The sequence below is a fragment of the Hoeflea ulvae genome (assembly GCF_026619435.1).
Classification (GTDB): Bacteria; Pseudomonadota; Alphaproteobacteria; order Rhizobiales; family Rhizobiaceae; genus Hoeflea; species Hoeflea ulvae.
Genome location: NZ_JAOVZQ010000001.1, coordinates 1,951,078 through 1,967,265, shown reverse-complemented (window position 1 = coordinate 1,967,265; position 16,188 = coordinate 1,951,078). Strand labels below are relative to the sequence as shown.

General features: G+C 63.3%; 17 protein-coding genes. 6 read left to right on the top strand and 11 right to left on the bottom strand.

Annotated elements, in window-relative coordinates; all coding sequences use genetic code 11:
* Positions 1–25: 25 nt before the first annotated feature.
* From OEG82_RS09190 to OEG82_RS09170, 5 genes are all read right to left on the bottom strand, one after another.
* Positions 26–706: an RES family NAD+ phosphorylase gene (locus tag OEG82_RS09190; protein ID WP_267612138.1), complete on the bottom strand. Its 681-nt coding sequence runs from the start codon at positions 704–706 to the stop codon at positions 26–28.
* Complete coding sequence (locus tag OEG82_RS09185) at positions 703–1,113, bottom strand: antitoxin Xre-like helix-turn-helix domain-containing protein (RefSeq protein WP_267612137.1); 411 nt, start codon at positions 1,111–1,113, stop codon at positions 703–705. The genes OEG82_RS09190 and OEG82_RS09185 overlap by 4 nt, the downstream gene beginning before the upstream one ends.
* A 135-nt stretch (positions 1,114–1,248) precedes the next feature.
* Positions 1,249–4,713: a chromosome segregation protein SMC gene (gene smc, locus OEG82_RS09180; RefSeq protein WP_267612136.1), complete on the bottom strand. Its 3,465-nt coding sequence runs from the start codon at positions 4,711–4,713 to the stop codon at positions 1,249–1,251.
* Between the two features lie 87 nt (positions 4,714–4,800).
* On the bottom strand, positions 4,801–5,556 hold the full coding sequence (locus OEG82_RS09175) for a DsbA family protein (RefSeq protein WP_267614911.1): 756 nt from the start codon (positions 5,554–5,556) through the stop codon (positions 4,801–4,803).
* 160 nt (positions 5,557–5,716) lie between these two features.
* A complete protein-coding gene (locus tag OEG82_RS09170) occupies positions 5,717–6,229 on the bottom strand; it encodes a DUF721 domain-containing protein (RefSeq protein WP_267612135.1) in 513 nt (170 codons plus the stop codon).
* A 272-nt stretch (positions 6,230–6,501) separates the two neighbouring features.
* On the opposite strand from OEG82_RS09170, the gene OEG82_RS09165 reads away from it, so the two are divergent.
* From OEG82_RS09165 to OEG82_RS09155, 3 genes are all read left to right on the top strand, one after another.
* Entirely contained in the window at positions 6,502–6,684 is a 183-nt protein-coding gene (locus OEG82_RS09165; RefSeq protein ID WP_267612134.1) for a PLDc N-terminal domain-containing protein, read from the top strand.
* A 277-nt stretch (positions 6,685–6,961) separates the two neighbouring features.
* Entirely contained in the window at positions 6,962–8,053 is a 1,092-nt protein-coding gene (gene mutY, locus OEG82_RS09160) for an A/G-specific adenine glycosylase (RefSeq protein WP_267612133.1), read from the top strand.
* On the top strand, positions 8,050–8,682 hold the full coding sequence (locus OEG82_RS09155) for an HAD family hydrolase (protein ID WP_267612132.1): 633 nt from the start codon (positions 8,050–8,052) through the stop codon (positions 8,680–8,682). Before mutY ends, OEG82_RS09155 begins: the two co-directional genes overlap by 4 nt.
* A 58-nt stretch (positions 8,683–8,740) precedes the next feature.
* Here the strand turns inward: OEG82_RS09155 and OEG82_RS09150 are convergent, their stop codons facing one another.
* The 5 genes from OEG82_RS09150 to OEG82_RS09130 form a co-directional block, all read right to left on the bottom strand.
* On the bottom strand, positions 8,741–8,899 hold the full coding sequence (locus OEG82_RS09150; RefSeq protein ID WP_267612131.1) for a DUF3309 domain-containing protein: 159 nt from the start codon (positions 8,897–8,899) through the stop codon (positions 8,741–8,743).
* 77 nt (positions 8,900–8,976) lie between these two features.
* A complete protein-coding gene (locus OEG82_RS09145; protein ID WP_267612130.1) occupies positions 8,977–9,294 on the bottom strand; it encodes an AI-2E family transporter in 318 nt (105 codons plus the stop codon).
* Positions 9,261–10,094, bottom strand: a complete 834-nt coding sequence (locus OEG82_RS09140) for an AI-2E family transporter (protein ID WP_267612129.1) — start codon at positions 10,092–10,094, stop codon at positions 9,261–9,263. Before OEG82_RS09140 ends, OEG82_RS09145 begins: the two co-directional genes overlap by 34 nt.
* A gap of 79 nt (positions 10,095–10,173) precedes the next feature.
* Positions 10,174–10,356, bottom strand: coding sequence for a CsbD family protein (locus OEG82_RS09135; protein WP_267612128.1), 183 nt, complete (start codon positions 10,354–10,356; stop codon positions 10,174–10,176).
* Between the two features lie 228 nt (positions 10,357–10,584).
* Entirely contained in the window at positions 10,585–11,718 is a 1,134-nt protein-coding gene (locus OEG82_RS09130; protein WP_267612127.1) for a site-specific DNA-methyltransferase, read from the bottom strand.
* A 325-nt stretch (positions 11,719–12,043) separates the two neighbouring features.
* Here OEG82_RS09130 and OEG82_RS09125 point away from each other — a divergent pair, with 325 nt between their 5' ends.
* Entirely contained in the window at positions 12,044–12,733 is a 690-nt protein-coding gene (locus OEG82_RS09125; RefSeq protein WP_267612126.1) for an HAD family hydrolase, read from the top strand.
* A 12-nt stretch (positions 12,734–12,745) separates the two neighbouring features.
* Here the strand turns inward: OEG82_RS09125 and OEG82_RS09120 are convergent, their stop codons facing one another.
* Positions 12,746–13,303 carry a hypothetical protein gene (locus tag OEG82_RS09120; RefSeq protein WP_267612125.1) on the bottom strand — a complete coding sequence of 186 codons (558 nt, stop codon included), beginning with the start codon at positions 13,301–13,303 and terminating at the stop codon, positions 12,746–12,748.
* Positions 13,304–13,465: 162 nt separating this feature from the next.
* On the opposite strand from OEG82_RS09120, the gene thrC reads away from it, so the two are divergent.
* Positions 13,466–14,863 (top strand): threonine synthase, encoded by a 1,398-nt coding sequence (thrC, locus tag OEG82_RS09115; RefSeq protein WP_267614910.1) that lies wholly within the window; start codon positions 13,466–13,468, stop codon positions 14,861–14,863.
* Between the two features lie 19 nt (positions 14,864–14,882).
* Positions 14,883–16,181 carry a M16 family metallopeptidase gene (locus tag OEG82_RS09110; protein ID WP_267612124.1) on the top strand — a complete coding sequence of 433 codons (1,299 nt, stop codon included), beginning with the start codon at positions 14,883–14,885 and terminating at the stop codon, positions 16,179–16,181.
* Positions 16,182–16,188 lie beyond the last annotated feature (7 nt).

Genomic DNA, 16,188 nt, shown 5'->3' with positions numbered 1-16,188 from the left:
CTGCCTGCGGGTCCCGGACCCCATATCATTCAGTGGTGACGGTGTAATCCCGGGTGCCGTTCCAGATCATTTTCCAGCGCGCGCCGGGGCGGACATTCTGCACCGAATGCGGCTCGAAGGCGACGAGGCAGGTGCCTCCCGTCCTGCGCGCCGAGGGATAGACGAAACCGCGTGATCCCTGCCCGCGCATCGCCCGGGCCAGTTCCTGCCCCGCCGGATAGGCAACTCCAATGTCGGGAGACAGGCAGGGCGTGTCGGGTGGTGCGGACCTCAGATCATGGAAATCACCCATCATGCCTGCGAGCAATGCCTGGTAGATCGCATGGTCATGAAAATGGCTGATGCGTTCGAGTTCGCGGGTGCGGTGATAGGCGACCTCGGCGATGGCCGTGAGATCGTCAAAGCCTGAATACCAGGCGCCGCGCGCTGCGCCGTTGAAGCGATTGCCCTCGCTGCGGGTATAGGCGAAGGCGGCGTTGACATGGGTCTGTCCCCAGGCGCGAAACAGCAATTCGCGCGGGTCAAGATCGGCAAGCCCGGATTTTTCTGCGATCAGGCGCTGGCTGGTAAGCCCTTCGAGGGCTTCAAGGACGGCAAGGTCCTCCGCGTTGTTTACCAACGGCGTCAGCACCGGCGGCTTGTAATAGGCCGTCGGGATCAGCCGCACGGTTGCGGACAGCGCCAGTGTTGCCAGAGGCAGCGTCACACACCGCCCCGTAAGGCATCGATATGATTGCGGGTGGCGAGAATGGTGGGAAGACCGCCCTCGATCATCGCCTCCAGCGGCGTCCGCCCGTCAAACAGCGGGCCGGTGTTGCGCATCGTGACCCAGCGATCGGCCAGCTCATCGCTGAAAAACAGATGCAACCCCTTGTAGAGCCCGGTCACGGCACTCACACGCATCAGCTGGTCGCGGCTCAGACGGCCGGACCAGTTCTCGCTCTTCATCCGCGCGAAGGTGCGCGGGCTGATGTCGAGCAATTGTGCGGCGGCCTCGTTGCCAAGGCGCCAGGCCTGCACGATGCGCGAAAAGGCGGTGGCGGAGACCCGCGCCAGGCGGGCCGGATCCACTGCCGCCAGCGCGACCTGATCTGATGTTTTCACCAGTACCATCGACGGTATCCTTGCCATTTGACACAAAATATCACGCCATTTGGCAGATTTCAATCCATGATGATGCGACAGCGCCCGGCTTTGGACACGCTGTCAGTGCATCTGTATATGGATTATGCCGCTGCCTAGCGCAGTCTAGCCCGCGTCGCGCAATTGCTCGGCGGTCTGCAGATCCACCGAGACCAGCTGGCTGACGCCCTGCTCGGCCATGGTGACGCCGAACAGCCGGTTCATCCGCGCCATGGTGATCGGGTTGTGGGTGATGATGACAAAGCGGGTCTCGGTGGACGACGCCATTTCGTCCATCAGATTGCAAAAACGCTCGACATTGTGGTCGTCCAGCGGCGCATCGACCTCGTCGAGCACGCAGATCGGCGCCGGATTGGTCAAAAACACCGCAAAGATCAGCGCCATGGCGGTCAGCGCCTGCTCGCCGCCCGACAGCAGCGTCATGGTCTGCGGCTTCTTGCCCGGCGGGCGGGCAAGAATTTCCAGCCCCGCTTCCAGCGGATCGTCGGATTCAATGAGCTGCAGTTCCGCCGTGCCGCCGCCGAAGAGATGGGTGAACAGCCGCTGGAACTGGTTGTTGACGACTTCGAAGGCCACCAGCAGACGCTCGCGGCCTTCCTTGTTCAGCCCCTGAATGCCGGCGCGCAGCTTCTTGATCGCGTCGATGATGTCTTCGCGCTCGGTGATGATCTGGTTGAGCCGGTCCGACAGTTCGGTCTGCTCTTCCTCGGCGCGCAGATTGACTGCGCCCAACCGTTCGCGCTCGATCTTGAGGCGTTCGAGATTGCGTTCGACCAGGGCCGGATCGGGCAACTCTGCGTCGGCGGCCAGACCGGTGTGGCGCATGGCTTCATGCGGCGGGCAATTGAGCGCTTCGCGGATACGCGCCTCGCCATCCTCGCGGCGCTCCCTTGCCGCCATCAGGCGTTCCTCGGTCCGGCCCCGCACTTCCCGGCCCTGCGACAGGGCGCCAATCGCCTCGGTGGCGAGCTTGTCTGCCTCGCGCGAACGGGTTTCGGCCAGCGCCAGCGCGTCGGCGGCATCCTGGCGGCGTTTCTCAACATCGCTCAATTGCGTCAGCAAGGCGCGGCGGCGGGCGGCCACCTCATCGGGCGCATCGGCGATGCCGGCCGCTTCCGTCGCGGTTTCCTCGGAGCGGGCGCGCAGGGCGGCGAGATGGCTTTCGGCATTGGCCGCGCGTTCGAGCCAGGAGGTCCGTTCGGCAGCAATGGCTTCGAGCCTGCGCACACGGGCGGCATTTTCGCGCTCCAGCCCCTCATGGGCCGCACGGGCTTCGGCCAGCGCGCCGCGATCGGTCGCCACTTCCGCATTGATCTGCACCAGAGCGGCGTCGAGGCCTGCCAGATCGGGGCAGGCTTTCAGCGATTCCATCGCCTGCTCCAGCGCGCTCACGGCTTCGGCCAGTTGCGCGCCCACTTGCGCGCGGGATTCGGTCAGCACCGCACGGCGGTTCGACAATTCGCCCGAGGCGCGCTCGGCGCTCGCCAGCTCGTCGCGGGAGCGGCTTACCTTGGCGCCGGCATCGCGGATCAGGTCGCGCGCCAGACGCCCCTCGCCGATCCGGGCTGCGACCGCAGCCTCGCTGGCTTTGAGCGCTTCTTCGGTCAGGCGCAAGGTCGCGGTGGCTTCGACGGCTTCGGCCTCGAGCTCGGTCAGCCGGTTCTTCTGCCCCAGCCTGAGAGCGGCGGGTGTCGGCGCATCGGCGGAAGCGACATAGCCGTCCCAGCGAAACAGCGCGCCATCGCGGGTGACCAGCCGCTGTCCGGGCTTGAGCGAGGCATGCAGCGCCAGGCCATGGGCTTCATCCGCCACCAGCCCGACATGGGCCAGGCGGCGGGCAAGCTCGGCCGGCGCGCGGACATGGGCCGACAATGGCGTCACACCATCGGGCATGGCCGGATCCTGGCCGGCGGTTTCAAGCTTTGCCCAATGCGCCGGCGCTGCCGGATCAAGCGGCAGGTCGAGATCATCGCCAAGGGCGGCGCCCAGGGCGGTCTCGTAGCCCCGATCGACCCTGATGCTGTCGACCACCGGCGGAAACAGCTCCGAGCCCTGGCCGGCATTGAGCATCCGGGCAATGGTCTTGGCTTCGGTCTCGATGGCATTGAGCCGGGCCCTGGCTTCGGTGACCGGCTGGCGCGCCGCGGCCTCGGCTTCGCGCGCAGCCTCCAGCGACGCCTCGATCCGGATCAGCGCGCTTTCGGAATCGGCCAGAGCCTTTTCGGCAATCTCGGTCTCCCGGCGCTTGGCGGCGGGGTCGGGCAGCCTGGCAATGCGCTCTGCGATGGCGGCGAGATCGGCATCCTGGCTGGCAATCTGCCGCTCGAGCCTGACCTTGCGTTCGCCCGCCTCGCGGATGACGCGTTCGAGCTGCGTGCGTTCGGCGGCGGCCTCGGCCCGTTCGGCCGTGACAACCCCGAGCGAGGTCTCGCTTTCGGTGAGTTTGGCCTGGGCCCGGTCGAACACGGCCTTGAGCGCCGCGGAGCGTTCGCCGCTGCCCTCGAGCGCCAGTTTCAGCTCGGCTTCCTCAGCTGAGAGCCGCTGCATGATGCCGGCATTGTCGGCAATCATCCGCTCCTCGCGCTCGATATCGGCTTTAAGCTGCGACAGCCGCCGGTCGAGTTCGTCGCGGCGGCGGGATATCCGCTCGGCCTCCTCGTCGATCTGGGTGCGGGCGATCTGCAGCCGCTGCAGGGCGGCGGCAGCGGCGGCTTCGCCGTCGCGCAGTTCAGGCAGTTTGTGTGCGGCCACGGCCTGGTTTCTGGCCGCGTCCATCTGCGCCTGCGCCAGTTCGGCGACATGGGATGTGGCCTTGGCCAGCGCGCTTTCTGCCTCGCCCTCCTGCCCCTTGGCGATCGACCAGCGCAGATGCAGCAGGATCGCTTCGGCCTGGCGTACTTCGGCTGACAGGCTCTTGAACCGGTTGGCCTGGCGGGCCTGCCGCTTGAGGCTTTCGATCTGCGATTCAAGCTCCGAAGTGACGTCATCGAGACGTTCGAGATTGGTTTCGGCGGCGCGCAGCCTGAGTTCCGCCTCGTGGCGGCGCGAATACAGGCCGGAAATGCCGGCCGCTTCTTCGAGCAATTGCCGCCTGGCCTGGGGCTTGGCCTGGATCAATTCACCGATGCGGCCCTGCCCGACCATCGACGGCGAGCGGGCGCCGGTCGAGGCATCGGCAAACAGCAGCTGCACATCCTTGGCGCGGGCTTCCTTGCCATTGATGCGATAGACCGAGCCGGATTCGCGCTCGATGCGGCGGGTGACCTGGATCTCGTCGGAATCATTGAAGGCTGCGGGCGCGGTGCGGTCGGAATTGTCGAGATAGAGACCGACTTCGGCGGTGTTGCGCGCCGGACGGTTGCCCGAGCCCGAGAAGATCACGTCATCCATGCCCGAGGCGCGCATGTTCTTGTAGGAGTTTTCGCCCATCACCCAGCGCATGGCTTCGACAAGATTGGACTTGCCGCAACCATTGGGGCCGACCACACCGGTCAGCCCGCGCTCGATGACGAATTCATTGGGCTCGACGAAGGACTTGAAGCCCAGAACACGAAGTTTGGTGAACCTCACGACCGGACCTCCCGGTCAAGCAAGATCATCGACACGGCAAAACATCCCCGGCGAAGCCCTCGCAGGGGATTGTCGTGGTGTACCCGCTTAGAGCAGCGGGTCGATGATCGCCGACATGACTTCAATCGACATGTTCCCCGGATACCGCTTGCCATTGATGATGAAGGTCGGGGTGGACTGCACCCCGAACTCGTTGGCGGCCTTGGTTCTGACCGCATTCACATCGTCCAGAAGCTTCTGGTTCGTCAAGCAAGCCTCGAAGGACTCCTGTGTAAAACCGGCCAAACGGGCGATTTGCAGCAGGGCTTCACGGCCATCGGTGGCTGTCGCCCAGGTGCGCTGCTGCTGGAACAACACGTCCACCATCGGGAAAAACTGCGCTTCGGGCGCGCAACGGGCCAGCATGATGGCAGCGGCGGCGCGTGGATCGAAGGGGAATTCGCGCAGGATGAAGCGCACCTTGCCGCTGTCGATGTATTTTTCCTTGAGCGGCTTGAAGTTTTCCTCGTGGAAGGCAGCGCAGTGCGGGCAGGTCATCGACATGTATTCGACGACAGTGACCGGCGCGTTCTCTTCACCGAGCACCATGTCCTTGAGCGAGCCGGGCTCGAGCACCTTGGCCATATCGACATCGCCATCGGCCTTTGGCGCCTCGACAGAGGATTCAATGGCTCCGGTGATTTCGGATGTCACTCCGGCGTCGGCGGTCTCGGTGGCGACCGCTTCAGCGGAGGCACCCGAAGCCTGCGTCGACTGGTCGGAGCTGTCCGAGCACGCGGCCAGTGTCAGCGCGAGCAGGGATACCGTCGCGGCGGCTTTCAATCGGGACGTCAAACGGAACATCAAATCACCCATTGTTTCAAGATTGTACTCACACACGCTGCCGCACCCTTCAGGTGGTTCGCGCCGTGCCCGGCATCCGGTCCGAGCGGACACCAAGCTTACCCGACTCCTATAACGTGAAATGTGGCCAAACAAGTGCCCGATGTTCACTGAGCCGTGATCAGGGCCTGCGTTTCGGCTGCCGGCTGATGACGCCGGCGCCCAAACGCTCCAGGGACTCGCGCAGTTTCGGGTCCTCGACATCGGCCAGCATCCCGGCAAGACGGTGCTTTTCGGCGCTGTCGAGCGGCCGGCTCCTGGGCTTGCGGGTCGGCACATGGATGGCCTTCTGGATGATGCGGATCTGCGAGATGGCGCGAAATCCGAAAAAACCGTTCACCCGACCGATCAGTTCGGCCTCCTGGTGCATCAGGAACAGGGCCCGCGCGCCTTCGCAGGCAATGGTCAGCAGGCCCGGCGAGAACCCGCCGCCGGTTTCATCCGGGCCGTCCTGACGGGGCCAGCGGATCCGTTCGGGCCGCGAGCAGCCGGCAAATTGCTCGCCGACGATCTCGTCCCACGAGGCCAGCAGCAGCGTGTTGATTCCCGCGCGCTTGGCCAGGATCGGATCGATCAGTCCATTGGCGATCTCGGCAATCTGACGTGTCTTGCGATAATGGCTTGGCTTGGCCACGGCTCTGCCTCCGCTTCTGGCTGCCGGCGCATCGCCGGCCAGCCCTGTCCGACGACCGATAGCGCGAAAAGCCGGTGATGGAAAGCGCCCTCCAGCTCCCGTCCCGCAGCGCGGGCCCGTTCCATGGCGCGAACCGGATCGGGTGCCATGAGGCCTGGTGTTCACGCAAACCGCGTTCCAGGTTCGATGGAACCATATCGGTTGAAAACCGTTTGTCAGGTGCAACACATCATTTCAGCGCGGCTCGCGCGATCATATTAGGAGATATTGACATGGGTTTTGAATATGGCGGCATTCTCGGCATCATCATTCTGGTTCTCGACATCTGGGCGATCCTGCAGATCATCAAGGGCGGCGGCTCCACGGGCAGTAAGGTGCTGTGGATCCTGGTCATCCTGCTGCTGCCGGTGATCGGTCTGATCATCTGGTTCCTGGCCGGTCGCGGCAGGGTCTAGTCCCGGACAGGTGCAAGAATATGACTGGCGGCCCCCAGGGGCGCCAGTCTGCCGACCCCCAACGGCCAAACCGGCAGTGCCCCCTTCGAGGTGGCGCTGCCTTTTGCCGTTGGGCGGGGAAGCGTCAGATCACGGCAGCGCATGATGACGGGAAAACCGCGGCGGTGGATTGCGCCCGGATCGTCTCCGCGACATGATCGGCTTGCCTCCGCCGCCGCGCGCACTATGTCGTGGCGATCCTGCTTCCTGCTTCTCCACGAGTTCCATGTCACCCGCCATGCCCTTGAAGACTGCGCCTGATCCGGATTTGGCGAGCCTGCTGCTTGCCTGGTACGATCGCCACGCGCGCGCCCTGCCCTGGCGGGTGAGCCCGGCTGACAGAGCTCATGGCGTGGTTGCCGATCCCTATCGGGTCTGGCTGTCCGAGATCATGCTCCAGCAGACCACCGTGCAGGCGGTAAAACCCTATTTCGAAACCTTTGCCACGCGCTGGCCGCGTGTGAGCGACCTTGCGGCGGCTGACACCGAAGACGTGATGAAAGCCTGGGCCGGGCTGGGTTATTATTCGCGCGCCCGCAATTTGAAGAAATGCGCCGACGTGGTGGCGAGCGAGCATGGCGGTAGATTTCCCGACAATGAAGACGGTCTGCGCGCCCTGCCCGGCATCGGCCCCTATACGGCAGCCGCAATCGCGGCGATTGCCTTTGACCGGCCGGCGGCCGTGGTGGACGGCAATATCGAGCGGGTGTTCACGCGGCTGCTCGAGATCGAAACGCCTTTGCCTGCCGCCAAGACCGAAATTCGCGCCGCGGTCGGCCACGCCACCCCGGACGAGCGCCCCGGCGATTTCGCCCAGGCGCTGATGGATCTCGGCGCGACGATCTGCACCCCGAAACGCCCGGCCTGCGCGCTGTGCCCGATCGACAAGATGTGCCAGGCGCGCGCTTCCGGCAGGCAAGAGCAGTTCCCGGTCAAGCCGGCAAAGAAGTCAAAGCCGCTGCGCCTTGGCGCCGCCTTCGTGGCCGAACGCCGCGATGGCTCGGTGCTTCTGGTCAAGCGCCCGGACAAGGGCCTGCTTGGCGGCATGACCGGTGTGCCGACCACCAACTGGACGGTGCGGGCAGATGGCGAAACCGGTGAGAAATCCGCGCCTTTTGCCGCAGACTGGCAGCACAAGGGCGTCATAACACATGTTTTTACACATTTTGAATTGCGACTTGAGGTGTTTCATGCGGTTGTATGCGGCGCCGCCGACCATCCAGGCTGGTGGAGCAACCCCGAGTCGCTGCCCGGCGAAGCGCTGCCAACCGTGATGAAGAAGGCGCTCAGTGCCGCCTACCCCGCATTGTTCAGAAAAGGCAAGTCATGAGTGAAACCATCCGGCCCGAGGGCCGCCCTGTCCGTCACATCGTGTTCGATATCGGCAAGGTGCTGATCCATTACGATCCGAACATTCCGTTCAGCCGGCTGATCCCGGACGAGACCGAACGCAGGGAATTCTTCGACAAGATCTGCACCCAGGACTGGAACCTGGAGCAGGATCGCGGGCGCGACTGGGGCGAGGCCGAGGCGCTGCTGATCGAGCAGTTTCCCGACAAGGCCGAGCTGATCCGGGCCTTCCGGTTGCACTGGCCGGAGATGGTCAGTCATGCCTATGACAGCAGCGTCGATATCATGCTCGACCTGATCCAGCAGGGACGCGACGTGACCATGCTGACCAATTTCGCCGCCGATACCTTCCGGCAGGCGCGCGAGATGTATCCGTTCCTGAAGATTCCCCGCGGGGTGACGGTGTCGGGCGAGATTGGCCTGATCAAGCCGGACCTCGCGATCTACGAGACCCACGTCAAGAGTTTTGAGCTTGATCCTGCGGCCTGCCTGTTCATTGACGACAGCCAGAAAAATGTCGATGGCGCCATTGCGGCCGGATGGCAGTCCGTACTGTTTACCGACCCCGAAACCCTTCGCGCCGACCTCAAGCGTCTTCTCCTGAATTGATCATGCAGCTGCGTCCTGATGCCCGGCCGCCAGAGACGACCGGGCATCAGGTCCGCGGTCAGAAGCGGCCGGTGAGCGCCAGGATGATGACGATCAGCAGCGCCAGACCGAGAAAGCCGGATGGGCCGTAGCCCCAGTTGCGCGCATGCGGCCAGGACGGCACCGCGCCGATCAGAAGAATGATCAGAATGATGATGAGCAGAGTTGAAATAGCCATGACATAGTATCCTGCGTGGTTGCACTTCTTCTGCAGAACACCCCAGCGGGCAATTGGTTCCCTGCCGCAATCGCGGTTCAGCCCGCGCCGCGTTCCTCGGCAATTTCCTTGTCTTCGGCAGCCGGTCGCCCGGACAGGAACTGGCCAAAGGCATTCATCGATTCAAAGTTGTCACACAGGACCTTGACGCCAACCAGGATCGGCACCGCCATCAGCGCGCCGACCAGGCCCCAGAGCCAGCCCCAGACCGTCACGGTGAGAAAAACGGCGACGATGTTGAGCTCGAGCCTGCGGCCGACGATCATCGGCGTCAGCACATTGCCTTCCAGCATGGTGAAGCCGAGATAGATGGCAGGCGCGATCAATGCCGCCCCGAGCGTCGGGTAGACAACCATGGCGGTGGCGGCAAGCGCGGCAGCGCCCCCCATGCACCGATGAAGGGCAGAAAATTCAGAATCGCGGCTATGCAGCCCCACATGATCGGGTTCGGCATGCCGTAGAGCCACAGGCCCAGGCCGATAGCGACACCGAGCCCGGCATTGATGAGCGTGATGGTGAAGAGGTAGCGCGAGACCTGCCGTTCCACGTCATAGATCACGCGCAAGGCACGCTTCTTCTCGCTCATCAGCGGCATGATGCCCACGACCTTCTCGTAAAACAGCGTGCCGGTCGAAAGCAGGAACAGCGCAAGGATCAGCGCCACCACGAAGGTGGTAAGGCCGACAAAGGCGTTGGAGGCGGCGGCGGTGAGCAAAGCCGGCTGCTGCACCACAACCTTCTGCACAGCGGGGGTGTCCGAGCCCTGGGCAAGTGTCTCGACCTGCTCGGTTGCCTCCTTCACGGCCTCGATCTCATCCTGGTATTCGGCGAATTTCGCCCTGATCTTCACGCCCGTCTCGGGCGCGGACGCGATCAGGTCCGTGACCGGTCCGGACAGCGAATAGGCGCCGAAGCCAAGACCACCGGCCAGAAACACGATGATCAGGATGGCGGAAATTCCCGAGGGGATGCCGCGCTTGTCGGCAAAGCGCACGACCGGTCTCAGCGTCAGGGCGATGAGAACACCCAGCACCATCGGCATGACGACGTCCTGGGCAACGAACAGCACCTGGGCAATGAGAACGATGAATATCCCGATCAGAACACGTTTTATCGTGATGATGTCGGGACTGGTGAGATCTGTATGCGGATCCATGGTGAACCTCACCTGAAAAGAGAAAAAGGCCACGCCCCTGTCGGGGCGCAGCCAGTTGGCAATGATTCAGGCTTGAACGTCAAACCTTGTCGCCCAAGGCGCCCTTGATCTTGCCGGATGCGTTCTGCGCGGCGCCCTTGGCCTTTTGCGCCTTGCCTTCGGCCTGAAGTTTCTTGTTGTCGGTCGCCTTGCCGACGGCGTCTTTGGTTGCTCCGGCAACCTTGTTACCGGCGGCCTTGGTCTTGTCGGTCATTTCACCCATGCCACTATCTCCTGTAAGACCGCGAAATCTGCGGTGCTGGTTGTGCAAGATCTGGCTTGCCTGGGAAAACGTCTGGCGCGGGGTTTGGTTCAAATCAAAGTTGCGGGTGAGCTTTCACCTCCGGACATTTCAATGCAAAACGCCCGGGATGCTCAAAACATCCCGGGCGCTGCATGTCCGGCGGTGACTGAAGGTACTTGACGCCCGCCGGATCTGAAACTGTTCGGCCTAGCCTGCGTGGGCCATCTCGAGGCGGATGGCGCTGCGGAAATCATCGATCAGCTTGAGGCCGTCCGGGGTTTCCACATGCCAGAAGGTCCAGCCGTTGCAGGCATCAAAGCCCTGTACCACGGCGCCGATCTTGTGGATCGAACCTGCGGTGCCGTTGGCAACCAGCGTGCCGTCGGCGCGCACGATCGCCTGGTGCTTGCGCTTGGCGTCATGCAGCACATCGCCCGGTTTGACGTGGCCGGCCTCGATCAGCACATTGAAGGCCACCCGCGGCTCGGCGCGCTTGCCGGTCAGCACCGTGAGTTCGTTCTTGCCCAGCGGCTCGACAGCGTCGATGCGTGCCCGGGCGGCATCGATATAGACCTGCTCGCGCTCGATGCCGACGAAGTGACGGCCGAGACGACGGGCCACCGCACCGGTTGTGCCGGATCCGAAGAACGGATCAAGCACCACGTCGCCCGGCTTGGACGAGGCCATCAGCACCCGTGCCAGCAGCGCTTCGGGCTTCTGGGTCGGGTGAACCTTCTTGCCGTCCTCGCCCTTGAGTCGTTCGCCGCCGGTGCAGATCGGAAACAGCCAGTCCGAACGCATCTGCACGTCATCATTGGAGGCCTTCATCGCCTCGTAATTGAAGGTGTAGCCCTTGGAGTTCTGGTCCGGAGAGGCCCAGATCATCGTCTCGTGGGCATTCTGGAACCGGCGCCCGCGGAAATTCGGCATCGGATTGGTCTTGCGCCAGACAATGTCGTTGAGCAGCCAGAAACCGATGTCCTGGAGCTGCGTGCCGACGCGGAAGATATTGTGATACGAACCGATCACCCAGATCGTGCCAGTGGGCTTGAGCACCCGGCGGCAGGCCAGCAGCCAGGCGCGGGTGAACGCGTCATAGGCGGCAAAGCTGTCGAACTGGTCCCAGTGGTCATTGACGGCATCGACCATCGACTGGTCGGGACGGGCGAGATCGCCGCCAAGCTGCAGATTGTAGGGCGGGTCGGCAAAAATGACATCGACGGAATTTGCCGGAAGCGCTTCGAGCGCTGCCACACAATCCCCCTTGATGATGGTGTCGAGCCAGGTTTGACGCGTGTCATTGGCGGTTTGAACTTTCGAAAGCGAAACAGATCGGGCCATGGGATACTCACTCTACACATACGCAACAACTGATCCTTATGGTTACCGAACAGAGTAAACATCTGGTGAATGCCCGGATTTGATTGTGGCGTTTTTGTGCCCAAAGCGGACTGGCAATTGCGGTTTGCGACTGATTTGAAGGGCTTGGCTTGCCGCCGCAGGACACGAGAAAACCTGTCTGCCAGGCGCGTTTGCCTCAGCCGGCGGCGAAACCGGCCCCTGCAACCGGCTATTCGCGCGCCCTCCCTTGCCTGCCCTGCGGGCATGCTGTAGGTCCCGTGGCGTTTCCCCGACGCCTCACCCCTAAAATTGCAGGAGCAATTCCATGTCCGGTTTCGACCTCATCATTTTTGATTGCGACGGCGTTCTCGTCGACAGTGAAATTGTCGCCGCCCAGGTGGAATCGAAGCTTCTGACCGAAGCCGGCTTTCCGATCAGCCCGGAAGAGGTGGCCGAGCGTTTCGCCGGTCTGACCTGGAAGGACATCCTGTTCGAGGTCGAGCGCGAATCCAGCATCCCGTTCTCCGCCGCACTGCTGGATGCATCCGACAAGCTGCTCGACAAGCGGCTGGCCACCGAAGTCGTCGCCATTGACGGCGTCATCGAGGCAATCAGCCGCATTCCGGGCCCGCGCTGCATCTGTTCGAATTCGGAGCAGAAGCGCCTGACCATGATGCTGGCGCGCACCGGCATCGACCGGCTTTTCGGCGAGCATGTCTATTCGGCGCGGGAAGTCGGCGAAGGCCGCACCAAGCCGGCGCCGGACGTGTTCCTGCACGGTGCCCGGACATTCACTGTCGAGCCGGAGAAGGTTCTGGTGGTCGAGGATTCGGTGCACGGCATCCATGCCGCAGCCGCCGCCGGCATGCGCGTCGTCGGCTTCACCGGCGGCTCGCACAGCTATCCCGGTCACGCCGACAAGCTGACCGAGGCCGGGGCCGAGACCGTGATCCGGCGGATGGCCGAGCTTCCGGCCACCGTTGAAGCGCTGGCCGGATGGTCCGAACTTCTGTGATCAGTGCGGCCGTCAGGGCGTGTTGTACGGGCCCGGGTCGATGCCGACATAGAGCTTGGCCGTCTGCGACGAGGCCGCCGGGAATGCCACGCTGTCATTGGTGAAGATGAACTGCTCGGCGGGCATGCCTTCCAGCAGGTTCACAGGCTGTTTCTGCAGTTCCGAATAGAGCACCGTATCGCCCTCGACCACGGCGATGCGCACCGGCACCTCGACAGTGCCCGGCTTGCCGGCAGGTCCGGCCACGACGCGCCCAGAGGCGACAACCGTGATGATCATCTGATCACCGCTGATGCGGCATTGCCGCGTGGTGTCGGAAATCGAAGCCTGGTGCATCACCTTGGTGGCGTCGCCCTCACCGCCCTTGGCATAGCGTGTGTAATAGGCCGTGCCTTCGCGCAAGATCACCTGCGGGCAGGTGCCCTGCACCACCGGCGCATTCGTCGCCTGATCGATTGCCGGCTGCTGGCCGCCGCCGCCGAGAACGGCGCGCGGATCAGTGGAGGTGCAGCCGGCGATCACGGCAGCACCGATCAGAGCCGGGATGAAACGCAACAATGAGTTTGACACAATATACCTACCTTCATTCACACAACGCCCGGGGCAAATTTCGCAGACATCGTCTAGCCTTTGCATGACGACCGCCCATGGTCTATATCAGCCGCGTGGCGAGAATTCGACCGACTTTATCTCATCTTGCGCGACCCGCGTCCACCACCGGAGAACATGTCTGTGGACTATATTTCGACACGGGGCGAAGCCCCGAACCTGGGCTTTTCCGATGCACTTCTGGCAGGCCTGGCCCGCGATGGCGGACTGTATGTGCCGCGCGAATGGCCGACATTCACCCGCAAGGATATCCGGGCGATGCGTGGCCAGAGCTATCAGGAGATCGCGTTCCGCGTGATGGAACCCTTCACCGCCGGCGAGATCGAGCCAGAGGCATTGCGGGCGATGATCGACGAGGCCTATGCCACCTTCCGGCATCCGGCTGTCGCTCCCTTGGTGCAAACCGGCGCCAACGCCTTCATTCTGGAGCTGTTTCACGGCCCGACCCTGGCCTTCAAGGACGTGGCGATGCAGTTGATCGCCCGGCTGATGGACCATGTCCTGGCCAAGCGCGACCAGCGTGCGACCATAGTCGGCGCCACATCAGGCGACACCGGCGGTGCTGCGATCGACGCCTTTGCCGGGCGTGACCGCACCGACATCTTCATCCTGTTTCCCGAAGGCCGGGTTTCACCGGTGCAGCAGCGGCAGATGACCACGTCGAAAGCGTCCAATGTCCATGCCGTGGCGCTTCAGGGCAATTTCGACGATTGCCAGGACATGATCAAAGCCATGTTCAATCACGGCTCCTTCCGCGACCAGGTGCGCCTGTCCGGCGTCAATTCGATCAACTGGGCCCGGATCATGGCCCAGATCGTCTATTATTTCACCGCCGCGGTTTCCCTGGGCTCGCCCGACCGCAAGGTGTCTTTCACGGTTCCCACCGGCAATTTCGGCGATATCTTCGCCGGATACTGCGCCAAGCGCATGGGATTGCCGATCGCCAAGCTGGTGATTGCCACCAACGAGAACGACATTCTGGCGCGCACGATGCGCACGGGCCGCTACGAGATGCGCGGCGTCAATCCAACCACCTCGCCATCGATGGACATCCAGATCTCGTCGAATTTCGAAAGGCTCCTGTTCGAGGCCGGGGCGCGTGACGCGGAAACCGTGCGCCGGGCGATGTCGGGGCTGAAGCAGTCGGGCGCCTTCGACATCGGTGAAGCCGCGCTCAAGGCGATCCGCAAGGACTTCCGCGCCGGCCGCGCCAGCGAGCGCCAGGTCAAGGCGGTGATCAGCGACATGCAGGCACAAACCGGCTATGTGCTTGATCCGCACACGGCCGTGGCCGTCCATGTCGCAGACCGGATGACGAAGCCTGCCGCACCCATGATAACGCTGGCGACAGCGCATCCGGCGAAGTTCCCCGACGCCGTAAAACAAGCCTGTGGTATTGACCCCGCGCTCCCGTCGTGGCTCTCTGATTTGATGAAACGGGAGGAACGGTTCAGCGTGTTGCCGAGTGAACAGGACAAGGTGGAAGCCCATATCTTGTCCCTGACGCGGGCCGCACAATGACCCGAGGAAAGTGACACGCATGAAAGTCAAGACAACAACTCTCGACAACGGCGTCACCGTCGTGACCGAGACGATGCCCCATCTCGAGAGCGTCGCTCTGGGGGTCTGGGTGAAATCGGGCTCCCGTGACGAGACCGCTGACGAGCACGGCATTGCCCATCTGCTCGAGCACATGGCGTTCAAGGGAACGCACAAGCGCACGGCCCGTCAGATCGCCGAGGAAATCGAGAATGTCGGTGGCGAAGTCAATGCCGCAACCTCGACGGAAACCACATCCTATTATGCCCGCGTGCTCAAGGACCACGTGCCGCTGGCGGTCGACATCCTGCACGACATTCTGACCAATTCGGTGTTTGACGAGGATGAACTCACCCGCGAAAAACACGTCATCCTGCAGGAAATCGGCGCGGCCAACGACACGCCCGACGACGTGGTCTATGACAAGTTCGCCGAAGCCGCCTTCCGCGACCAGACCATCGGACGGCCGATCCTGGGCACGCCGGAAACGGTGAAGGCCTTTACCACGGCGCAGATCAAAAGCTATCTCGCCCGGCATTACACCGGCGACCGCATGGTAGTGGTGGCCGCCGGCGCGGTCGATCACGACATCTTCGTCAAGCTGGTCGACGAGCGCTTCGGCAAGTCGATCAAGCCGACCGGCACGCAATTGCGCGCCATCCCGAAAGCCATCTATACCGGTGGCGACTACCGCGAGAGCCGCGACCTGATGGACGCGCAGATGATGATCGGATTCGAAGGCCGGGCCTACCAGGTCCGTGACTTCTACTGCTCGCAGATGCTCGCCAACATCCTGGGCGGCGGCATGTCATCGCGCCTGTTCCAGGAGGTCCGCGAGGAACGCGGGCTGTGCTATTCGGTCTATGCCTTTCACTGGGGCTTTTCGGATTCCGGCCTGTTCGGCGTTCACGCCGCAACCGGCGCCGATGACCTGGCCGAACTGGTCCCGGTCATTCTCGCCGAACTGGCCAAGGCCGCCGACGGCGTCGAGGAACAGGAAATCAACCGGTCGCGGGCGCAGGTCCGTTCCGGCCTGTTGATGGCGCAGGAAAGCCCGGCGGCGAGAGCCAGCCAGATCGCCCGCCAGATGCTGTTGTTCGGCCGGCCGGTCAGCAATGTCGAACTGATGGAGCGGCTCGCCAACATCACGCCGAAACGGCTGTCCGATCTTTCCGAAAAACTGTTCTTCGAGACACCGATCACGGTGTCGGCAATCGGACCGATCGACACGCTCATGCCGGTGACCGAAATGGCGCATGCACTTGGCCAACGTGGCGGGCGTACCGCTGCGGCCGAGTAAAGTTCAG